This is a genomic window from Nocardia sp. NPDC056952 (assembly GCF_042674185.1).
Classification (GTDB): Bacteria; Actinomycetota; Actinomycetes; order Mycobacteriales; family Mycobacteriaceae; genus Nocardia.
In genome coordinates this window covers 605,670-621,485 of sequence record NZ_JBHURA010000004.1, presented here as the reverse complement: position 1 = coordinate 621,485, position 15,816 = coordinate 605,670, and the positions used below count along the sequence as shown (strand labels likewise).

The 15,816-nt window shown below is 67.7% G+C and carries 15 protein-coding genes; 4 read left to right on the top strand and 11 right to left on the bottom strand.

Translation table 11 applies throughout. The features are described 5' to 3' along the window. The 4 genes from ACFTS5_RS18825 to ACFTS5_RS18810 form a co-directional block, all read right to left on the bottom strand. The coding region (locus tag ACFTS5_RS18825) for a hypothetical protein (RefSeq protein ID WP_378632428.1) at positions 1–889 on the bottom strand (889 nt) is incomplete at its 3' end. Between the two features lie 48 nt (positions 890–937). Further along, positions 938–1,252, bottom strand: coding sequence for a type VII secretion target (locus ACFTS5_RS18820; protein ID WP_067448407.1), 315 nt, complete (start codon positions 1,250–1,252; stop codon positions 938–940). Between the two features lie 130 nt (positions 1,253–1,382). Beyond that, complete coding sequence (locus ACFTS5_RS18815) at positions 1,383–1,691, bottom strand: DUF6802 family protein (protein ID WP_056818233.1); 309 nt, start codon at positions 1,689–1,691, stop codon at positions 1,383–1,385. 91 nt (positions 1,692–1,782) lie between these two features. Beyond that, positions 1,783–1,974: a PspC domain-containing protein gene (locus ACFTS5_RS18810; protein WP_063057023.1), complete on the bottom strand. Its 192-nt coding sequence runs from the start codon at positions 1,972–1,974 to the stop codon at positions 1,783–1,785. A 144-nt stretch (positions 1,975–2,118) separates the two neighbouring features. Here ACFTS5_RS18810 and ACFTS5_RS18805 point away from each other — a divergent pair, with 144 nt between their 5' ends. Then, on the top strand, positions 2,119–3,759 hold the full coding sequence (locus tag ACFTS5_RS18805; protein WP_378632423.1) for an ABC-F family ATP-binding cassette domain-containing protein: 1,641 nt from the start codon (positions 2,119–2,121) through the stop codon (positions 3,757–3,759). Between the two features lie 3 nt (positions 3,760–3,762). Next, positions 3,763–4,188: a hypothetical protein gene (locus ACFTS5_RS18800; protein ID WP_378632421.1), complete on the top strand. Its 426-nt coding sequence runs from the start codon at positions 3,763–3,765 to the stop codon at positions 4,186–4,188. Here the strand turns inward: ACFTS5_RS18800 and ACFTS5_RS18795 are convergent. From ACFTS5_RS18795 to ACFTS5_RS18770, 6 genes are all read right to left on the bottom strand, one after another. Continuing rightward, entirely contained in the window at positions 4,185–4,547 is a 363-nt protein-coding gene (locus ACFTS5_RS18795) for a hypothetical protein (protein ID WP_378632420.1), read from the bottom strand. The genes ACFTS5_RS18800 and ACFTS5_RS18795 overlap by 4 nt on opposite strands. Positions 4,548–4,713: 166 nt before the next feature. Next, the gene (gene glmM / locus ACFTS5_RS18790) at positions 4,714–6,051 is read right to left on the bottom strand and encodes a phosphoglucosamine mutase (protein ID WP_378632418.1); all 1,338 of its coding nucleotides are present in this window, start codon (positions 6,049–6,051) and stop codon (positions 4,714–4,716) included. 142 nt (positions 6,052–6,193) lie between these two features. Further along, positions 6,194–6,718, bottom strand: coding sequence for a 30S ribosomal protein S9 (gene rpsI / locus ACFTS5_RS18785; protein ID WP_378632416.1), 525 nt, complete (start codon positions 6,716–6,718; stop codon positions 6,194–6,196). Continuing rightward, a complete protein-coding gene (gene rplM / locus ACFTS5_RS18780; RefSeq protein WP_194825954.1) occupies positions 6,715–7,158 on the bottom strand; it encodes a 50S ribosomal protein L13 in 444 nt (147 codons plus the stop codon). The genes rpsI and rplM overlap by 4 nt, the downstream gene beginning before the upstream one ends. Before the next feature lie 176 nt (positions 7,159–7,334). Continuing rightward, positions 7,335–8,693: a hypothetical protein gene (locus ACFTS5_RS18775; protein ID WP_378632413.1), complete on the bottom strand. Its 1,359-nt coding sequence runs from the start codon at positions 8,691–8,693 to the stop codon at positions 7,335–7,337. A gap of 145 nt (positions 8,694–8,838) precedes the next feature. Continuing rightward, the gene (locus ACFTS5_RS18770; RefSeq protein ID WP_378632410.1) at positions 8,839–11,379 is read right to left on the bottom strand and encodes an ATP-binding cassette domain-containing protein; all 2,541 of its coding nucleotides are present in this window, start codon (positions 11,377–11,379) and stop codon (positions 8,839–8,841) included. A 107-nt stretch (positions 11,380–11,486) separates the two neighbouring features. Between ACFTS5_RS18770 and ACFTS5_RS18765 the strand changes: the two genes are divergently transcribed. After that, positions 11,487–12,932 (top strand): metallopeptidase, encoded by a 1,446-nt coding sequence (locus ACFTS5_RS18765; RefSeq protein WP_378632407.1) that lies wholly within the window; start codon positions 11,487–11,489, stop codon positions 12,930–12,932. Positions 12,933–13,121: 189 nt separating this feature from the next. Here ACFTS5_RS18765 and ACFTS5_RS18760 read toward each other — a convergent pair whose 3' ends face one another. Then, entirely contained in the window at positions 13,122–14,444 is a 1,323-nt protein-coding gene (locus tag ACFTS5_RS18760) for an FHA domain-containing protein (protein WP_378632404.1), read from the bottom strand. Positions 14,445–14,587: 143 nt separating this feature from the next. On the opposite strand from ACFTS5_RS18760, the gene ACFTS5_RS18755 reads away from it, so the two are divergent. Continuing rightward, positions 14,588–15,787: a hypothetical protein gene (locus ACFTS5_RS18755; RefSeq protein WP_378632401.1), complete on the top strand. Its 1,200-nt coding sequence runs from the start codon at positions 14,588–14,590 to the stop codon at positions 15,785–15,787. Positions 15,788–15,816: the final 29 nt, after the last annotated feature.

Sequence of the window (15,816 nt, the reverse complement as noted above, 5' to 3'; positions counted from 1 at the left end):
TGGTCGACGTGTCCTCCGTTGTCGACGGTGTTCCACCAGTCGAGGTGTCACCCTTCGACGTATCTTTCGTCTGGGGCTGCTGCTCCGTCGTCACGGGTGTCTGCGGCTTGCTGGAATCCTGCGGCATCGGATATGCGCCGGTATCCAGTCCGTTCAAGGCTTCGACAAGAACGCCATAAATCCGACGGACCTCGGTGTCGACTTCCTTGCAGAGCTGAACGAATTTATCGTATGTTGCGGTGACGTGCGGCATGAAGATATCAACCAGCCACTGCTTGGCCTTCTTGCCCGCATCAGAATCCGGGTTGGATGACACCTCTTGTATGTAATCATCGATCGCAGTGCGGCTCATCCCGCTGCTGTTCTGCTGCGGTATGTCAGGCGTATTGGGAGACCAAAAGCTCTGGACCGTAACCGCTTTGTGCCGAACGGCAGTTCGCAGCGCTGTCGAAACATAGCTGAGCTCGAGCGATATCGTCGCGGCTTCGATGCGATCTTGTTCAGCACGGAGAATCTGCGCATTCAGCATATTTGATGCGGAGTCAGCCGCCTGACCCTGCCATATCGACGGCAATGCCGAGAGCTGCCGCCGCTGATCGTCGATCTCCCCGGGCAATTTAGCCATCACCTTGGACAAAGCCGCGGACATCCGATCGATTGCCGCGATATCCATACCACGTTCGGTGTCGTACTTCGCATAGATCGAATCGAAATTCCCGTTAGCCCCCGCCAGCAGTTCTGACCTAGCAGGAGCGTGCGTAACCGCTGATGCTTTTCCATAGCGAGGTAGGTATTCGACGAAATACTGCAAACCTTCCGCCCCGAGGTCGAGCATCTCGTCTGCGCTACCACCGGTAGGAATACTGGCCCAGGTCGGAGAGTCAGCCATGAACGCCCCCGGACACCGCGGCCGAACAGGTGCACACGAATGCGCGCATCAAAGGTTCACCCCTGCGGCCGTTATCTTCTTGACGTTGGCATCGTCGACCGTCGCGTACGTATCCGCACTGGTACCGAACTGAACGCCCGTCTTGTCGATCGCGGTCTGCCAGTTCTTCAACCACGTCTCGACCTTGCCGATCACGCCCCCGACCTTCGTCCCCTCGGCACCGTAGTCACGACCGGCTTGCGCGGCGGTGAAGGACCAGCCCTTGACGTCGGCGGAGCACGTCCCGATGTCAGCCGCCGACGCCTTCAGGTTCGACGCAGCCTTACGCAGAGCCGTCGGATCGACCGTTACTGAATCGCCCACTTCCCCCTCCTTCTGGTCAAGCGCCGGCAGGCGCACTACTCCCTTAGACGCGCCACGACCGGGATCGGTTCCACGATCACACGACGAATGCCGCTGTGCTCGGATTCGATCACAGCGGCACCCTGGTGCGCTACTTCTCCAGGTTCCCCTGGTCGGTCTTGCGCCACTCCGACGTGCCGTCGGGATGACGGTGGTATTCCCAGGCGGCGTAGTCGCCGTCTTCCTCGACGACGGTGACGTGATCGGCGAGGCCGTCGTGGTCGTAGTCGGACCAGATACTGGTCGAGTCGGCATCGCCGGTGGAGAGGGAGTCGACGACGCCGTCGTGGTCGAGGTCGAGGGATGGGTTGTTCAGCTCGACGGGGCCGAGGCCGCCCAGGGACGAGTGGGCGTCGATGTCGGGTAGGCCGAGGCCGGGGAACTCACCCGAGGTGACCATGACTGCTCCTCCAACGGAAAACTCGCGGATGACGACGTGGCGGGGTTGCCACCATCTTGTCATCCGCGAGCGGGCGCCGGGGGGTTCGGGGCTACTTGTTCGGGATGAGGATCCACATCGCCAGGTAGATCAGGAACTGGGGGCCGGGCAGCAGGCAGGAGACGACGAAGACCAGGCGGACGACGTTGGGGTTCCAGCCGTAGCGTTCGGCGAGGCCACCGCAGACGCCTGCGATCCACTTGTTGCTGGTCGAACGGGTGAGGCGGCGGGCGGGGGCGGTCATGGTGTTGCCTTCCTGTGGAGCGGTGATGTCTCCACTGTGCCGTCGGAGCACCCCCGACCGCATCGGTCCACAGACCCATCCGCACCCTGATTTCGACAGGCCCCGACCTCAGGGTCAGACCCCGAGACGGGCACAATTGTCGAGGTGAGCACGACATTGCACGCCAGTGGCCTCTCCGCGGGGCACGCCGAACGGACCCTGTTCGCCGACCTCGATTTCACTCTCGCCCCCGGCGATGTGATCGGGCTGGTCGGGGTGAACGGCGCGGGCAAGTCGACGCTGCTGCGGATGCTGGCCGAGCGCGAGCCGGGCGAGGGCACCATCGCGCTGAGCCCGCCCGACGCGACCGTCGGTTATCTGACCCAGGAACCGGAGCGCATCGAGGGCGAGACGGTGCTCGAATTCCTCTCGCGCCAAACCGGTGTCGCACACGCTCAGCAGGTGATGGACGCGGCGGCCGAACGCCTCGGCGACGGTGGCGACGACGACTACTCGCCCGCGCTGGAACATTGGCTGGCGTTGGGCGGCGCGGACCTCGATCAGCGCGCCGAAGAGGTCGCCGCGGACCTGGGGCTGACCCACGGCTTGGCCGGCGGGCTCGACACCCCGATGACGGGCCTGTCCGGCGGCCAGGCGGCCCGCGCGGGGTTGGCCTCGGTGTTGCTGTCGCGCTTCGACATCCTGCTGCTCGACGAGCCGACCAACGACCTCGATCTCGACGGCCTCGACCGGCTGGAACGGTTCGTCACCGGGGTGCGCGTACCACTGATGGTGATCAGCCACGATCGAGAGTTCTTGGCGCGCACCGTGAACAGCGTTCTCGAACTCGATCTGGCTCAGCAGCAAACCGGCTTCTACGACGGCGGCTACGACGCCTACCTCGCCGAACGCGAGATCGCCCGCAAGCACGCCCGCGAGGCCTACGACGAATTCGCCGACACCAAAGCGGGTTTGGAGTCGCGCGCGCAGATGCAGCGCAACTGGCTCGAGCACGGGGTGCGCAACGCCCGCCGCAAGGGCAAGAGCGACTCCGACAAGATGGGTCGCAAGACCCGCGCGGAATCCACCGAGAAGCAGGCCGCCAAGGCCCGCCAGACCCAGCGCCGGATCGAACGCCTCGACGTGGTCGACGAGCCGCGCAAGGAGTGGGAGCTGCGGATGGAGATCGCGACCGCCCCACGCAGCGGCGCGGTGGTCGCGACCGCCAACAACGCCACCCTCACGCGCGGCGAGTTCACGCTCGGCCCGATCACCACCCAGATCGATTGGGCCGACCGGATCGTGCTCACCGGCGCCAACGGATCGGGCAAGTCGACCCTGCTCGGCCTGCTGCTCGGCAAGATCGCCCCGGACACCGGTTCGGCCGCGCTGGGTTCGGGTGTGGAGATCGGCGAGGTCGACCAGGCCCGCGGGCTGTTCCGTGGTGACGACGCGCTGGCCGACACCTTCGCCGCGGCGATGCCCGACTGGCCCGACGCCGAAGTCCGCACGCTCCTGGCCAAATTCGGCCTGCGCGGGCCGCACGTGACGCGTGCGTGCGACACCCTGTCTCCCGGCGAACGCACCCGCGCGGCCCTGGCCCTGCTCCAGGCGCGCGGGGTGAACCTGCTGGTTCTCGACGAGCCGACCAACCACCTCGACCTGCCCGCCATCGAACAGCTCGAACAGGCCGTCGAATCCTTCACCGGCACCTTGATTCTGGTGACGCATGATCGCCGGATGCTGGATTCTGTTCGTGCGACCCGTCGTTGGCACATGTCCGGTGGGCTTCTCAGCGAGGAATGACGCATGGACTACGCATTAGGTATCGACACCCGAATCACCCTGCTCGTCACCGGATTCCTCTTCCTGAGCGCGTTGCTGCTCGGGGTGTGGAAGTACCACGGCATCCGGACTGAGGGCGCGGCGCACGTCTATGTCGACATCGCCCACCGCGCCGCGCTGATGTACTCCTTCGCGGGGATCCTGCTCGCGGTGTTCACCGAGCTCAGCGCCTGGCCGACGATCGTCAACCTGACCGCCGACCTCGTGGTACTCGCGTTCTTCGCCGGTGCGATCGCCAGTTACGCCCTGCACGGGCTGCGCCGGGACACCACCAACCAGTTCGACGGGAAGATTCCCACCGAACTACGGCTGTCGATGTACGGGCTGATCGTGGGCGAGATCGGTGGTTTCGGGGTGCTGTTCAGCGGATTCGTCGTCGGACAGTTCTAGAGCGACTGCACCACAGCGGGCTCGGCCGCACCGAACAGGTCGATGTCGGAGCCGAGCTTGGCCCCGATCAGGCCGACGCCGAAGGTGACACCGAGCACGGCGACCACCGCGATGAACGATCGCGAGCGCGGCACCCGTGGCGCCGCGAACGCGCGGGTGCGTGGCGCCTCGGTGACCGGCTCATAGGCGGACTGCCCGTAGCCTTCGTCCCGGATCGGCACAGTGTGCGAATACCCTTGCGGCACTTCGCGGCACCCCGGTCGCCCGCAGGCCCCACCACAGCGGTGCGGCTGGTCGGCCTCGCCGTACTCGTACGGATACTGGTCCTGGTAGTTGCGGGCAGGCAGCGGCGGAACCATGATCGGCCCCCTTCGAATCGTGCTGCGCGCCAAAATAACCGCCTGCGCCGAGCAGCACACACGCGCCACGGGGCACACAGGTCCAGACGGCGTATCCCGATAGTAGTGGGGCCCGGTGGAACACGCCACAGCACCGATCGCCGACCCGTCGTCCGGGTCCCGGCGACTAGACCGCAGCGACCCGCTTGGCCAGATCATCGGCCAGCTGACGCGCCTGCGCGGGATCGGTGGCCTCCACCATCACCCGCACCAGCTGCTCGGTCCCGCTGGGCCGCAACAGAACCCGCCCGGTATCCCCGAGGATTCGCTCGGCCTCCGCGACAGCCTCCAGCACCTCGGGAGCGACAGCGACCGCACCCTTGTCCGACACCGCGACATTGATCAACACCTGCGGCACCGTGGTCATCACCGAGGCCAGCGAGGCCAGCGAGCGCCCGGTCTGCGCCATCCGCGCCATCAACCGCAGGCCGGTGAGCACCCCGTCCCCGGTGGTGCCGAACCGCGGGAACACCACATGCCCGGACTGTTCCCCACCCAGGCTGTATCCGCCGCGACGCAACTCCTCGAGCACGTACCGATCGCCGACAGCGGCGGTGATCACGGTGATCTCGGCGGCGCGCATCGCGATGTGCAGGCCGAGGTTGCTCATCACGGTGGCGACGAGGGTGTCATCGACCAGTTCGCCCGCGTCGCGCATCGCCAGCGCGAGCACCGCCATGATCGCGTCACCGTCGACGATCTCGCCCGCGGCATCGACGGCGAGGCAACGATCGGCGTCACCGTCGAGCGCGATGCCCAGGTCGGCGCCATGGTCGAGGACCGCGCGCCGCACGGTGTCCAGGTGCGTGGAACCGCACCCGTCGTTGATGTTGAGCCCGTTGGGTTCGGCGTTGATCGCGATCACCGTCGCGCCCGCCTCCCGGTACACCTGCGGGGCGACCTCGGCGCCCGCACCGTGCGCGCAGTCGACGACGACGGTCAGCGAGGACAGGTCCTGCCCGGTGGATTCCAGTAGATGCTCGACATAGCGTTCGTGGGTGCCCTCGACGGTGTAGTCGCCACGCACGCGGCCGATGCCCGCACCGGTCGGGCGCACGGTGACGCCTTCGGCGATCAGGGCTTCGATCCGGGCCTCGATGGCGTCGTCGAGCTTGTGCCCGCCCGCCGCGAAGATCTTGATGCCGTTGTCGGGCATGGGGTTGTGCGAGGCGGAGATCATCACGCCGAAGCACGCGTCGTACAGGCCGGTCAGGTAGGCCACGGCCGGAGTCGGCAGCACGCCTACCGAGAGGACATCGACGCCGACGGAGGTCAGGCCCGCGGTGACCGCGGCCTCGAGCATCTCGCCGCTGGCGCGGGGATCGCGACCGAGTACCGCGACCGGGCGCTTCTTGCCGCGTGAGAGCACCTGCGCCGCCGCGGCGGCGACGCGCATCGCCAGTTCCGGGCTCAGCGACTCGTTGGCGAGCCCGCGAACACCGTCTGTGCCGAACAGCCGTCCCATAAACCTCTACCCGTCGTAGGTCCCCGTTTACAGCACGAGAGCAGGCGACCAGCCGTGCTGGAAGCCTGCTCTCGCACACGTGCTCCGCCGACCGTACCGTCTCCACCAAAGTAAGCGAAGACGGCGGTCGACGGTGCGTAAATCAGCGCTTCGAGTACTGAGGCGCCTTACGGGCCTTCTTCAGGCCGTACTTCTTACGCTCGGTGGCACGCGGGTCACGCGTCAGGAAGCCGGCACGCTTGAGGGCGGGACGGTCGTCCGGGGTGACCACGATCAGCGCGCGGGCGATGGCCAGACGCAGGGCGCCTGCCTGACCCGACGGGCCGCCACCGACCAGGCGAGCGTAGATGTCGAAGTTCTCGACACGCTCGACCAGGACCAGCGGGGACTTCACGAGCTGCTGGTGCACCTTGTTCGGGAAGTAATCCTCGATGGTGCGGCCGTTGAGCTCGAAGTTGCCCGAACCGGGCACCATGCGAACGCGAACGACGGCTTCCTTACGACGGCCGACGGTCTGCACCGGGCGGTCGAGGCCGAGCGGCTCGAAAGCCAGCTCTTCTTCGACGTACTCGCCTTCGGCGTAGCCTTCGCCGTCTTCGACGATCTCGACGACGACCTCATCGGTGGCGTCGAACTCTTCGGCTGCGAACTCTTCAGGAGCGGTCACTGGGCCACCTGCTTGATCTCGAACGGAACCGGCTGCTGCGCGGCGTGGGGGTGGTTCGGGCCTGCGTAGACCTTCAGCTTGCCCGCGATCGCGTTACCCAGCTTGTTCTTCGGGATCATGCCCTTGACGGCCTTCTCCACGAGACGATCGGGACGGGTCGCCAACACCTCGCCGACAGTGCGCGACTTGAGGCCGCCCGGGTGTCCGCTGTGGTGGTGGATGAGCTTGTCCTGCTTCTTGTTGCCGGAGATGGCAACCTTTTCCGCGTTGATGATGATGACGAAGTCGCCACCATCGACGTGGGGTGCGTAGGTCGGCTTGCCCTTGCCGCGCAGCAGGCCAGCGGCCTGCACGGCGAGACGGCCGAGGACTACGTCAGTGGCGTCGATGACGTACCACTTGCGGGTGACGTCACCCGCCTTGGGGCTGTACGTAGGCACAGTCGTTCCCTGTCTGTCGTCGGTGTTGCCGGCCCTGATGTGTGGATCGAGGCTGTCCTGGCGGCCGGTGGAGACCCAGGACATCGAGGAGACGCCGATCCGCGAACGGTTCGGCGTTCCACACGCCAACGGGCAACGATACCAGCCACGCATCACCGACCCGTAATCGGGCGAGGCTAGATCACGACCGGCGGACCGGGGTCGGTCGCACGCGCGGGACCGGGGATCAGGTAGCGCAAAGTATCGATGCCGGGGGTGACGCAGGCGGAGTCGTCGACCAGCAGGCCACGCGCGGTCTCGATGCCCTCGCGCGGGACCGTGTTCGCGTACGGAGTGAACGCGCAGCTCACCGGTTCGGCGGCCGAGGCGACGGCGGGATCCGGCTGGAGTGCGACCAGCGCCAGCGCGCCGACCACGGCCGGGGTGCCGAAGAAGCCCTTCTTCACCTTGCCGAGCAGTTTGCCGCGGCGGTCGTCGTCCTCGGCATCGTCGTGTTCGAGCGCGTGCCGCGGCGCACGAGCGGGTGGACCTGACGGCTGCGGCGGTTGCGCGGCGGGCGGACCGGCGACGAACCCGGCCGGTCCGGGCGGCTGGGCGGCGGGCGGTGCGGTGGGTTGGGCGCCCCACCCGACCTGCGCAGCGACTGCCTGACCCGGATGCCCCGAGTCCGGATAGTCGTCCTCCTCGTCGTCGAGGTCGGGCTCGGTGACCAGCAGATGCGCGGCGCCGAGGACCAGCGCGTGCATCGGATGGTCGGCCACGTGCAGGCGCTGGCCCAGATGGTTCTGGAAGGCGAAACGCAGCGCGTCGTTGAAGCAGACGTTGCCCGCGAGCAGCACCGTCGAGGTGTCCGCGCCGATCGAGCGGGCCGCGGCCATCGCCTCGATCACCACATTGTCGGCCGTGCGGGCGTCGCGCAGCGCCTCGGCACTGACCGAGACCTCCGTCGATTCGGTCGGCTGTTCGTCGTCGCCGTGCACCGCGACCACCAGCAGCGAGCGACCGTCGGAGTAGATCCCGGTGGCGCCGATGCCGGTGCGGTGTCGCTCGCTGGGCGGGGAGACCAGGCCGAGCGCGCGCACATAACCCGAGAGCGCGACGCTTTCGGGCAGCGGTTCCACGACCACGTCGAGCTGCTCGACGAGCGCCGCGTACACCTCGACCTTGTCCTCGGGCCAGCTGTCCGGATACGGCAGCGCGACCAGTTGTGGCTTGCCCTGTAGGTACTTGCCGATCGCGGCCAGCGGGTTGTAGAGCCTGGCCCGGAAGACGAGTTCGGCGGGCCAGGTGGCGCCGGCGATCACGATCTGTGGGTGGCCGAGGATGTCGCGCACATCGGCGATCGCCATCCCCAGGTCCGGGCGCTGCCGGTCGACACCGGCGGTGTGCAACCTGCCCGCGGCATCGGCGAGCAGGTAGGCGGGCGGGGTGTAGGTGCCCTCGACCTGTACCGGGCGGACCGGGGTCGCGCCGCCACCCGCGGCCACGGACACCACGTCCCACCCCAGATGCAGGGCCCCAACTCGAACGGTCACAGGATCAAGTGTGCCCGGTCGGCGACAGACACGCGCAGCTTGCCCACCGAAACGATGCTGACCTGGCGGATCATGCGGTGCGCATCGAGGCATGCGCGGGCGCCCCGCGTGGTTACGCGAGCTACCGTCTCCGGGCGCTGACCGCTCATGCCTGTGACTTCTTCAGTCGTAGTCGGCTCCACGTGATCAGGGCGAGGATCGAGGTGATCACGATGAGCATCACGATGTCCAGGATCCAGATCCCCGCGCTGTGCCCCCAGAGTGGATCGTCCTGCGAGCCGAAGACCAGCTTCGTCAGATCCACCGTCGACGCACCCGCCGCGTAACCCCAGCGTGAGGGGAACAGGTACGAGATCTGCTCGAGGCCGACCCGGTCGGTCACCGGGATCAGGCCACCCGCCATCACCAGCTGCACCATGATCATCACCACGAGCATCGGCATGACCTGCTCGTTGGACTTGGCCAGGCTCGACATCAGCAGGCCGAACACCACACAGCACACCGCGGTCATCGCGATGTCGAAATACAGCTCGACGCTGCCGCTCGGAATCAGCGAACCGGCGCCCGGCGCCTTCTTCCCGATGAACGTGATACCGATCAGGACCGCCGACTGCAGGAACGCGGTCACGCTGAACACGACGATCTTGGCCATCAGGTATGCCGAGGGCAGCAGGCCGACCGCGCGCTCACGCTGGAAGATCGACCGTTCGCCGACCAGGTCACGCACGCTGAGCGTGGCGCCCATGAAGCACGCGCCGAGGATGAGGACCACCAGCAACTGCTGGGCCTCACCGCCGCTCTCCCGCCCGAACGACCCGTCGGGCAGCTGCACCAGCGCGCCCTCCGTGAACCCGTCACTACCCGGCACCACCAGCGACAACGCGCCGAGGATGAAGGGCAGCACCACCAGGAAGATCAGATATCCCCGGTCGGAGAAGATCAACCGCAACTGCCTGCGAGCCAACGTGCTGAACTGCCGCATCGCGCTCGATTGCGGCGGCGCGCCCACGTTGCCGCGGTTGGGCTGTGCGGGCGGCGGTGGCGGCACGTAGGCCTGCCGGGACCGATACTTCGCGAAGGCCTGATCAGGGTTGGCCGCGACCTCGGCGAAGATCTCCGCCCAGTCGCTGGTCCCCATCGCCGCGCCGACCCCACCCGGATGACCGGCGAACGCCGTCTTACCGCCGGGGGCCAGCAGCACCACCTGGTCGCACATATCCAGGCAGGCCACCGAGTGCGTCACCACGATCACCACGCGACCGGCGTCGGCCAGTTCGCGCAGCATCTGCATAACCTGCCGATCCAGCGCCGGGTCGAGACCCGAGGTCGGCTCGTCGAGGATCAGCAGCGACGGACCGGTGAGCAGCTCCATCGCCACCGACGCGCGCTTGCGCTGACCACCGGAGAGCCGGTCCACCCGGGTGTCGGCGTGCTGAGTGAGCGAAAGCTCTTGCAGCACACCGTCGATCACCTTCTGCCGGTCGGACTTGGTGGTATCGGGCGGCAGCCGTAGCTCGGCGGCGAAGCCGAGCGCCTGGCGGACCGTGAGCTGACGGTGCAGCACGTCGTCCTGCGGCACCATGCCGATGCGCGAACGCAGCGCCTCGTACTCGGCGTGCAGGTTGCGGCCCTCGAAGGTCACCACACCACCGGAGGGCTGGGTATTGCCCGCGATCAGCTTCGACAGCGTCGACTTGCCCGCGCCCGACGGTCCGATCAGCGCGGTCAACGTGCCACGCCCCGCCGTCATGTTCACGTCGACGAGCAGTTGCTTGTTGTTCTCGACGGTGAACCCGACCCCGTGCACCGACAGACCCTGCTCGGCGACCGGCTTCTGCCGATGCGCCAGCGCGCCCTGGGTGACGACGAAGTCGATGTTGCCGATGGTGACGATGTCGCGCTCGCGCAGCACCGAGCGCTGCTGGCGGTGACCGTTGACGAAGGTGCCGTTGGCCGAGCCGAGGTCCTCGATGACCAGACCCTCGGGCGAGGCGAGCAGCTTCGCGTGCGCACGCGAAGCCAGCGGATCGTTGACGACGATCTGGTTGTCCGAGGTGCGGCCGATGCTCAGGCCGCCGGGCGGAATGCGGTCACCGCGCGCGACCGGTTCGGTCGAGGCGGCCTTGCGGACCGGCGGCAGCATCGACGAATCGGCGCGGCGGGTCATATTGATGTTGTCCTGCGGCTGCGCGGGCAGCTGTGAGGTGGGAACGTATTGCGGTTGCTGTTGTTGTGGGCGCGACGGCGGCTGGAAGCCGGGATGCGGCTGCTGCGGTCGCGGCTGCTGGTGGTGCGGTTGCTGCTGGTGCGGTTGCGGCTGGTGCTGTGGTTGTGACGGCGGCGCGACCATGGTCGCCGCGTGGCGCGCCCCAGGCGCCGCGGGGACCAGGTGCAGCAGCGGCCCGGTGATCGCGTCACCCAGGCGCACCTGGGTGGGTCGGTCGATCGAGACGGGCTGGTTGAGCCTGCGCGCGTCGACGAAGACGCCGTTGGTACTGCCGTTGTCGGCGAGTACCCACGCGCCGTTGCTGAATCGAAGAGTGGCGTGCACACGAGAGACCAGCGGACTGTCCACGAACAGGGTGACCTCGGGCGCGCGGCCCATGGTGATCTGCTGGCTCGCTTCGAAGACTCGTTCGGTTCCATCATGGCGCACGGTGATGGTCTGCGCCCCCGGTGAAGACATGGAGCGGATACTATGCCATCGCCCGGACATCGGCGGTGCCCCCGAGACGGCTTTGCGCCCGATCCGGCGATCGACCTGCACGTGTATCCGGCCGACCAGGGGGACGTATGCCGAAAGCCCAAGTGTTCGTTGCGATCTCTGTCGTGCTATGCGCGCTGATGGGTGTCGGGTGCACGCGGGCGATCGATGGACACGGGGTCTCGATCTACGACGATCCGTTCCAGGTGGCGGGATTGCCGACCACGGGTGGCCCGAACGGTCCGCGCACCGGCGTCCCCGATTCGCCCCTCACCGCGTCCAACGGTGACGGCGGTGAGGTGGACAAACTGGCGCTCAACGCGATCGACGACATCCAGTCCTACTGGCAGGCGGGCTTCGGAACCGAATTCCCCGGCGAGACCTTCGACCCGGTCGAGAAGCTGATCTCCTGGAACGCCCGCGCCGCCCGCAGCCAGGCGGTCGAATTCTGCAAGGAGACCACCTACCACCTGGTCAATGCCGCCTACTGCCGCAGCGACAACTCGATCGGCTGGGACCGCGAGATGCTGCTGCCCACCATGAGCGAGACCTTCGGCACGATGTCGGTGGTGATGGTGCTGGCCCACGAATACGGCCACGCCATCCAGAGCATGGCCAAGATGGTCACCAAGAAGACGCCAGTCCTGGTGAAGGAGCAGCAGGCCGACTGCTTCGCGGGCGCGTTCATGCGCCACGTGGCGGAAGGCAAGTCCAAGCACTTCACGATCAACACCTCCGACGGCCTGAATTCCGTTCTGGCCGCGACTGTTTCGATTCGCGACTCCGATCCCGACGACCCGGAGAGCGTGCACGGTTCGGCCTTCGAGCGCGTCACCGCGGTCCAGATCGGGTTCACCGACGGGCCGCGCGGCTGCAAGGGCATCGACGAGGACGAGATCGACTCGCGCCGCGGGTCTCTCCCGCAGAGCTTCTCCGGCGACAGCGGTCGCGGCGAATACCCCGTCTCCAAGGAAAATCTCGTCGAGCTGAGCAAGGCGCTCCAGGCCATCCTGCCGGTGAAGGACGCGCCGACCTACGACTACGCGGGCTCGCGCATCGACTGCAAGGACGGCGCGGTCACCGAACCGGTCACCTACTGCCCCGCCAAGAACACCATCGCCACCGATGTACCCGGACTGGCCGAACGCGGCGCCACCGACACCGACGACGACGGCCCGCTGCCGGTGAAGGTCAGCGGCGACTACAACGGCTACGTCGTGTTCATCTCCCGCTACACCCTGGCCGTGCAGCGCGGTCACGGCCAGCAACTGACCGGCGCGAAGACCGGTCTGCGCGCGGCCTGCCTGTCCGGGGTCGTCACCGGCAAACTCGCCCAGCCCGGCCGTCCGGTGAGCCAGGGCGACATCCAGCTGTCGGCGGGCGACCTCGACGAAGCGGTCTCGGGCCTGCTCACCGACGGACTGGCGGCCAGCGACACCGAGGGCAACACGGTGCCCAGCGGATTCTCCCGCGTGGATGCCTTCCGCGCAGGCGTCCTCAACGGCGAAACCACCTGCCTGTCACGCTACAGCTGAGTTATTGGAGCGCTGGCGCGCTCGGGTTCGCGGCCCCTTGTGTCCCGTCGATCAGGCACCGTTGCTTGCTCCTTCGTCGCCTACGCAACGGCGCCTGATCGACGGGACGGCCGCGAACCCGCCGCTGCGCGGCGGATCCCTCCTCGGGGTCGGGATGTGCGGGCTGGGAATGCGATCGGCGAAGGGTTGTCAGCCGAACGGGGGTGGTGCGGCCGGTTCGTAGCGCAGCACCCGGTTGCCGATCATCACCTCGGTGCCGGGGACGAGCACCATCGGCTGATTCGGGGTGAGGCGGACCCAGTCGCGGTAGCCGGGGTGGCGGCTGCGCGTGCCGTTGGTGGAACCGCGATCGATGAGTTGCACGTCCCAATTCACCAGGTGCACTTCGGCATGCGCGCGCGACATGCCGCCGGAGGTGTCGTCGATGCGCAGCGGGATGAGTCCACGCTGGGCGGCGTCGGAGTTCTCCGGATCACGCCCGATCACCGCGTCGGCGGCCATCAGATAGGTCATGCCGTCGTCGAGCACGAGCATGCCGAGCGGCGGGCGGACCACTTCGGCGAGCGCCTGGGTCTGATCGACCGGCATGCCGCACACCGTGCAGAACGCCGAGCGCGGATCACTGGGATGCGCACGCGCGCACTTGAATCCCATCACCTTCACCGCCAGCACCGTCGACTTGGCCGTGGCCTCGAGCCTGCGCTGCAGGTCGGGGTCGGGTTCGGGTGCGGGATTGGTTCCGGAGAGCCGGGTTTCGGCGTTGTGCGGGTCGGCGACGGGGGCGTCGACCGTGCCGTGCGCGGTGCCGGTGACAGCGTCCAGCATCGAGGTCGCCGGTTGCATTCCCGTCGCGGGCTGCTCGGACGGTCGCGAATCCGGTTGCGCCGCCCGCGGTTCCCGGTCGATACGCGCGGTAGGCGGTGGCGGCCTGCGAGTCTGGCCCACCGGTTCCGCGGTTCGCACCCGGCTGCGCACATCGTTGGACCACATCACGGCCCCGCCGGCCTGCGCGATTCCCTCGACCAGCCAACCGATTCCGCGCTCCGGCGGCAGATCCGGGATGCGGCCCTTGGCGTCGTCGACGAACAGCGCGACCGCCTTCGCGGGCTCGGAGGCGACCCGGTCGACGGTGAACGCCGCGTCACTACCGCGGTAGTACTCCGGGCCGTGGTCGTCGGCGAGTACCGCCGTCACCGAACCGTGCAGGAAGATCGCCACGCCACCGTTATCGGCGGCCGACAGCACCCCGAAATCGATCGGCACGCCCGGCGAGATCTGCTCGGCGTACTTCATCAGCCACCGCGTCGCCTCGCGCGCCACCACCGAACCCGGCCCCGCCGGCGCCTGCTCGTGCGCGTCACGCACCAACTCCGCCAGCGATTCCAGCGCGATCGCCGCGGTATCGCCGGGCGTGAGCTTGCCCTGCCCGCGATGCGCGACCACGATCACCGCGCCCGCGACCCGTGCGACCGCGTGACTTCCGAGCACCACTTCGACCTGCCGATCCCTCACAGGTATCGGCCTCCACCGGAACTGCACAGCAGGGGGGTCGCCATGTCATCCAGACTATGGCAAGCACCCCGATCAGGTCCCCCTGGGCGGGGTAGGTCCGGTAACTTCATAGGTGTCGCGGGAGGAACATCGAGGGGAACCTGATGATCGATTCGACCAGAATTCGCATCGCGCTCGCCTGGGGTGGGGCTCTGATCGTCCTGTCCGGCTGTGCCGTCAGCGGCACACCCGTCGCCGGTGAGCCCGATGTGCGCGGCCTGGAGACCGGGACCTTCGCCACCGACCGGCACACCTACACCGACACCGCGGGCGACCGGGGCGCGCTCGTCGAGGGCGCGCGGATGTCGGCGGCCGTGGTGCCCGCGGTGCGGATCGATCCGTCGCTCTCGCACGGACGCGGCGGCGTGATCGTCCCCGATATCGAACGCGCGCTGGACTTCGTCGCCAACGTCTCCAAACCTGTGCTGGAGAACCGCAAATTCGTCACCGGCTACGTCGCGCTCGGCGCCGACAAGGCAGATCCAGACGGCCAGACCCGTCCCGGTCCCGACGCGACCGCGCTGACCACGGCGCTGTTCCGCTTCCCCACCGCGGCGGCCGCCACACTCGCCGCGCGGGAACTCGAGGACGTCGACCTGGCCGTCTCCCCCGACAACCGCAAACTCGCCTCCACCAAATATCCCGACGCCTACGTCCATTGGCGCCCCGGTGTGCCCACCATCGGCGCCTTCCTCGCCCACGAAGAGTTCGTGATCTCGCTGTTCATCCAGCGGCCCCGGGCCGACGCTGCCGACCTCACTTCCTGGGTCGACAAGAATCTCGCCGCCGAACTCGTTCAGCTCGCGAAGTTCGACCCCACGCCCACCGAGAAGATCTCCGACCTCCCGGTAGACCCCGCCGGACTCCTGGCCCGCGCGGTCGTCGACGACCGCGCCGCCATGAGCCCCGGCCAGTTCTCGTTCGCCTCGTATGCTCCCGAGCACCTCGTCAACAAGGCAGCCGACCTCACCGCCCGCCAAAACCTGGTCGACGCAACGGGAGTCGAAGCCCACGCGGTGGTCGAGGGCGGCGCCGTCACTCGGGTACGCGACCAGTCCGCCGCGCAATCGCTCATGCGGGGCCTCATCGATTCGGCGGGCCACTACGACCCGATCACCGCCCCCGCCGACGTCCCCACCGCGACCTGCCTGAAACTCAACGACAACGGCAACAAAGAAGACGACTACGTCTACCGCTGCTACGTCGCCTACAAGCGCTACCTGGCCATGGTCAGCGCCGACGGTGAGCCCGAGGTCCGCCAGAAAATCACCGCCCAGTACGCCCTGCTGGCCAACAGCCTGTGAGTTCGCTCGGCCCCACTCCTCGATTGCGG

Bases quoted from the DNA above. Each gene is read 5' to 3' on its own strand.
- ACFTS5_RS18810 (WP_063057023.1), bottom strand. From the start codon at position 1,974: ATGACCGCCCCCGCCCGCCGCCTCACCCGTTCGACCAGCAACAAGTGG.
- ACFTS5_RS18755 (WP_378632401.1), top strand. From the start codon at position 14,588: ATGATCGATTCGACCAGAATTCGCATCGCGCTCGCCTGGGGTGGGGCT.
- ACFTS5_RS18765 (WP_378632407.1), top strand. From the start codon at position 11,487: ATGCCGAAAGCCCAAGTGTTCGTTGCGATCTCTGTCGTGCTATGCGCG.
- glmM (WP_378632418.1), bottom strand. From the start codon at position 6,051: ATGGGACGGCTGTTCGGCACAGACGGTGTTCGCGGGCTCGCCAACGAG.
- ACFTS5_RS18795 (WP_378632420.1), bottom strand. From the start codon at position 4,547: ATGGTTCCGCCGCTGCCTGCCCGCAACTACCAGGACCAGTATCCGTAC.
- ACFTS5_RS18770 (WP_378632410.1), bottom strand. From the start codon at position 11,379: ATGTCTTCACCGGGGGCGCAGACCATCACCGTGCGCCATGATGGAACC.
- ACFTS5_RS18815 (WP_056818233.1), bottom strand. From the start codon at position 1,691: ATGGTCACCTCGGGTGAGTTCCCCGGCCTCGGCCTACCCGACATCGAC.
- ACFTS5_RS18800 (WP_378632421.1), top strand. From the start codon at position 3,763: ATGGACTACGCATTAGGTATCGACACCCGAATCACCCTGCTCGTCACC.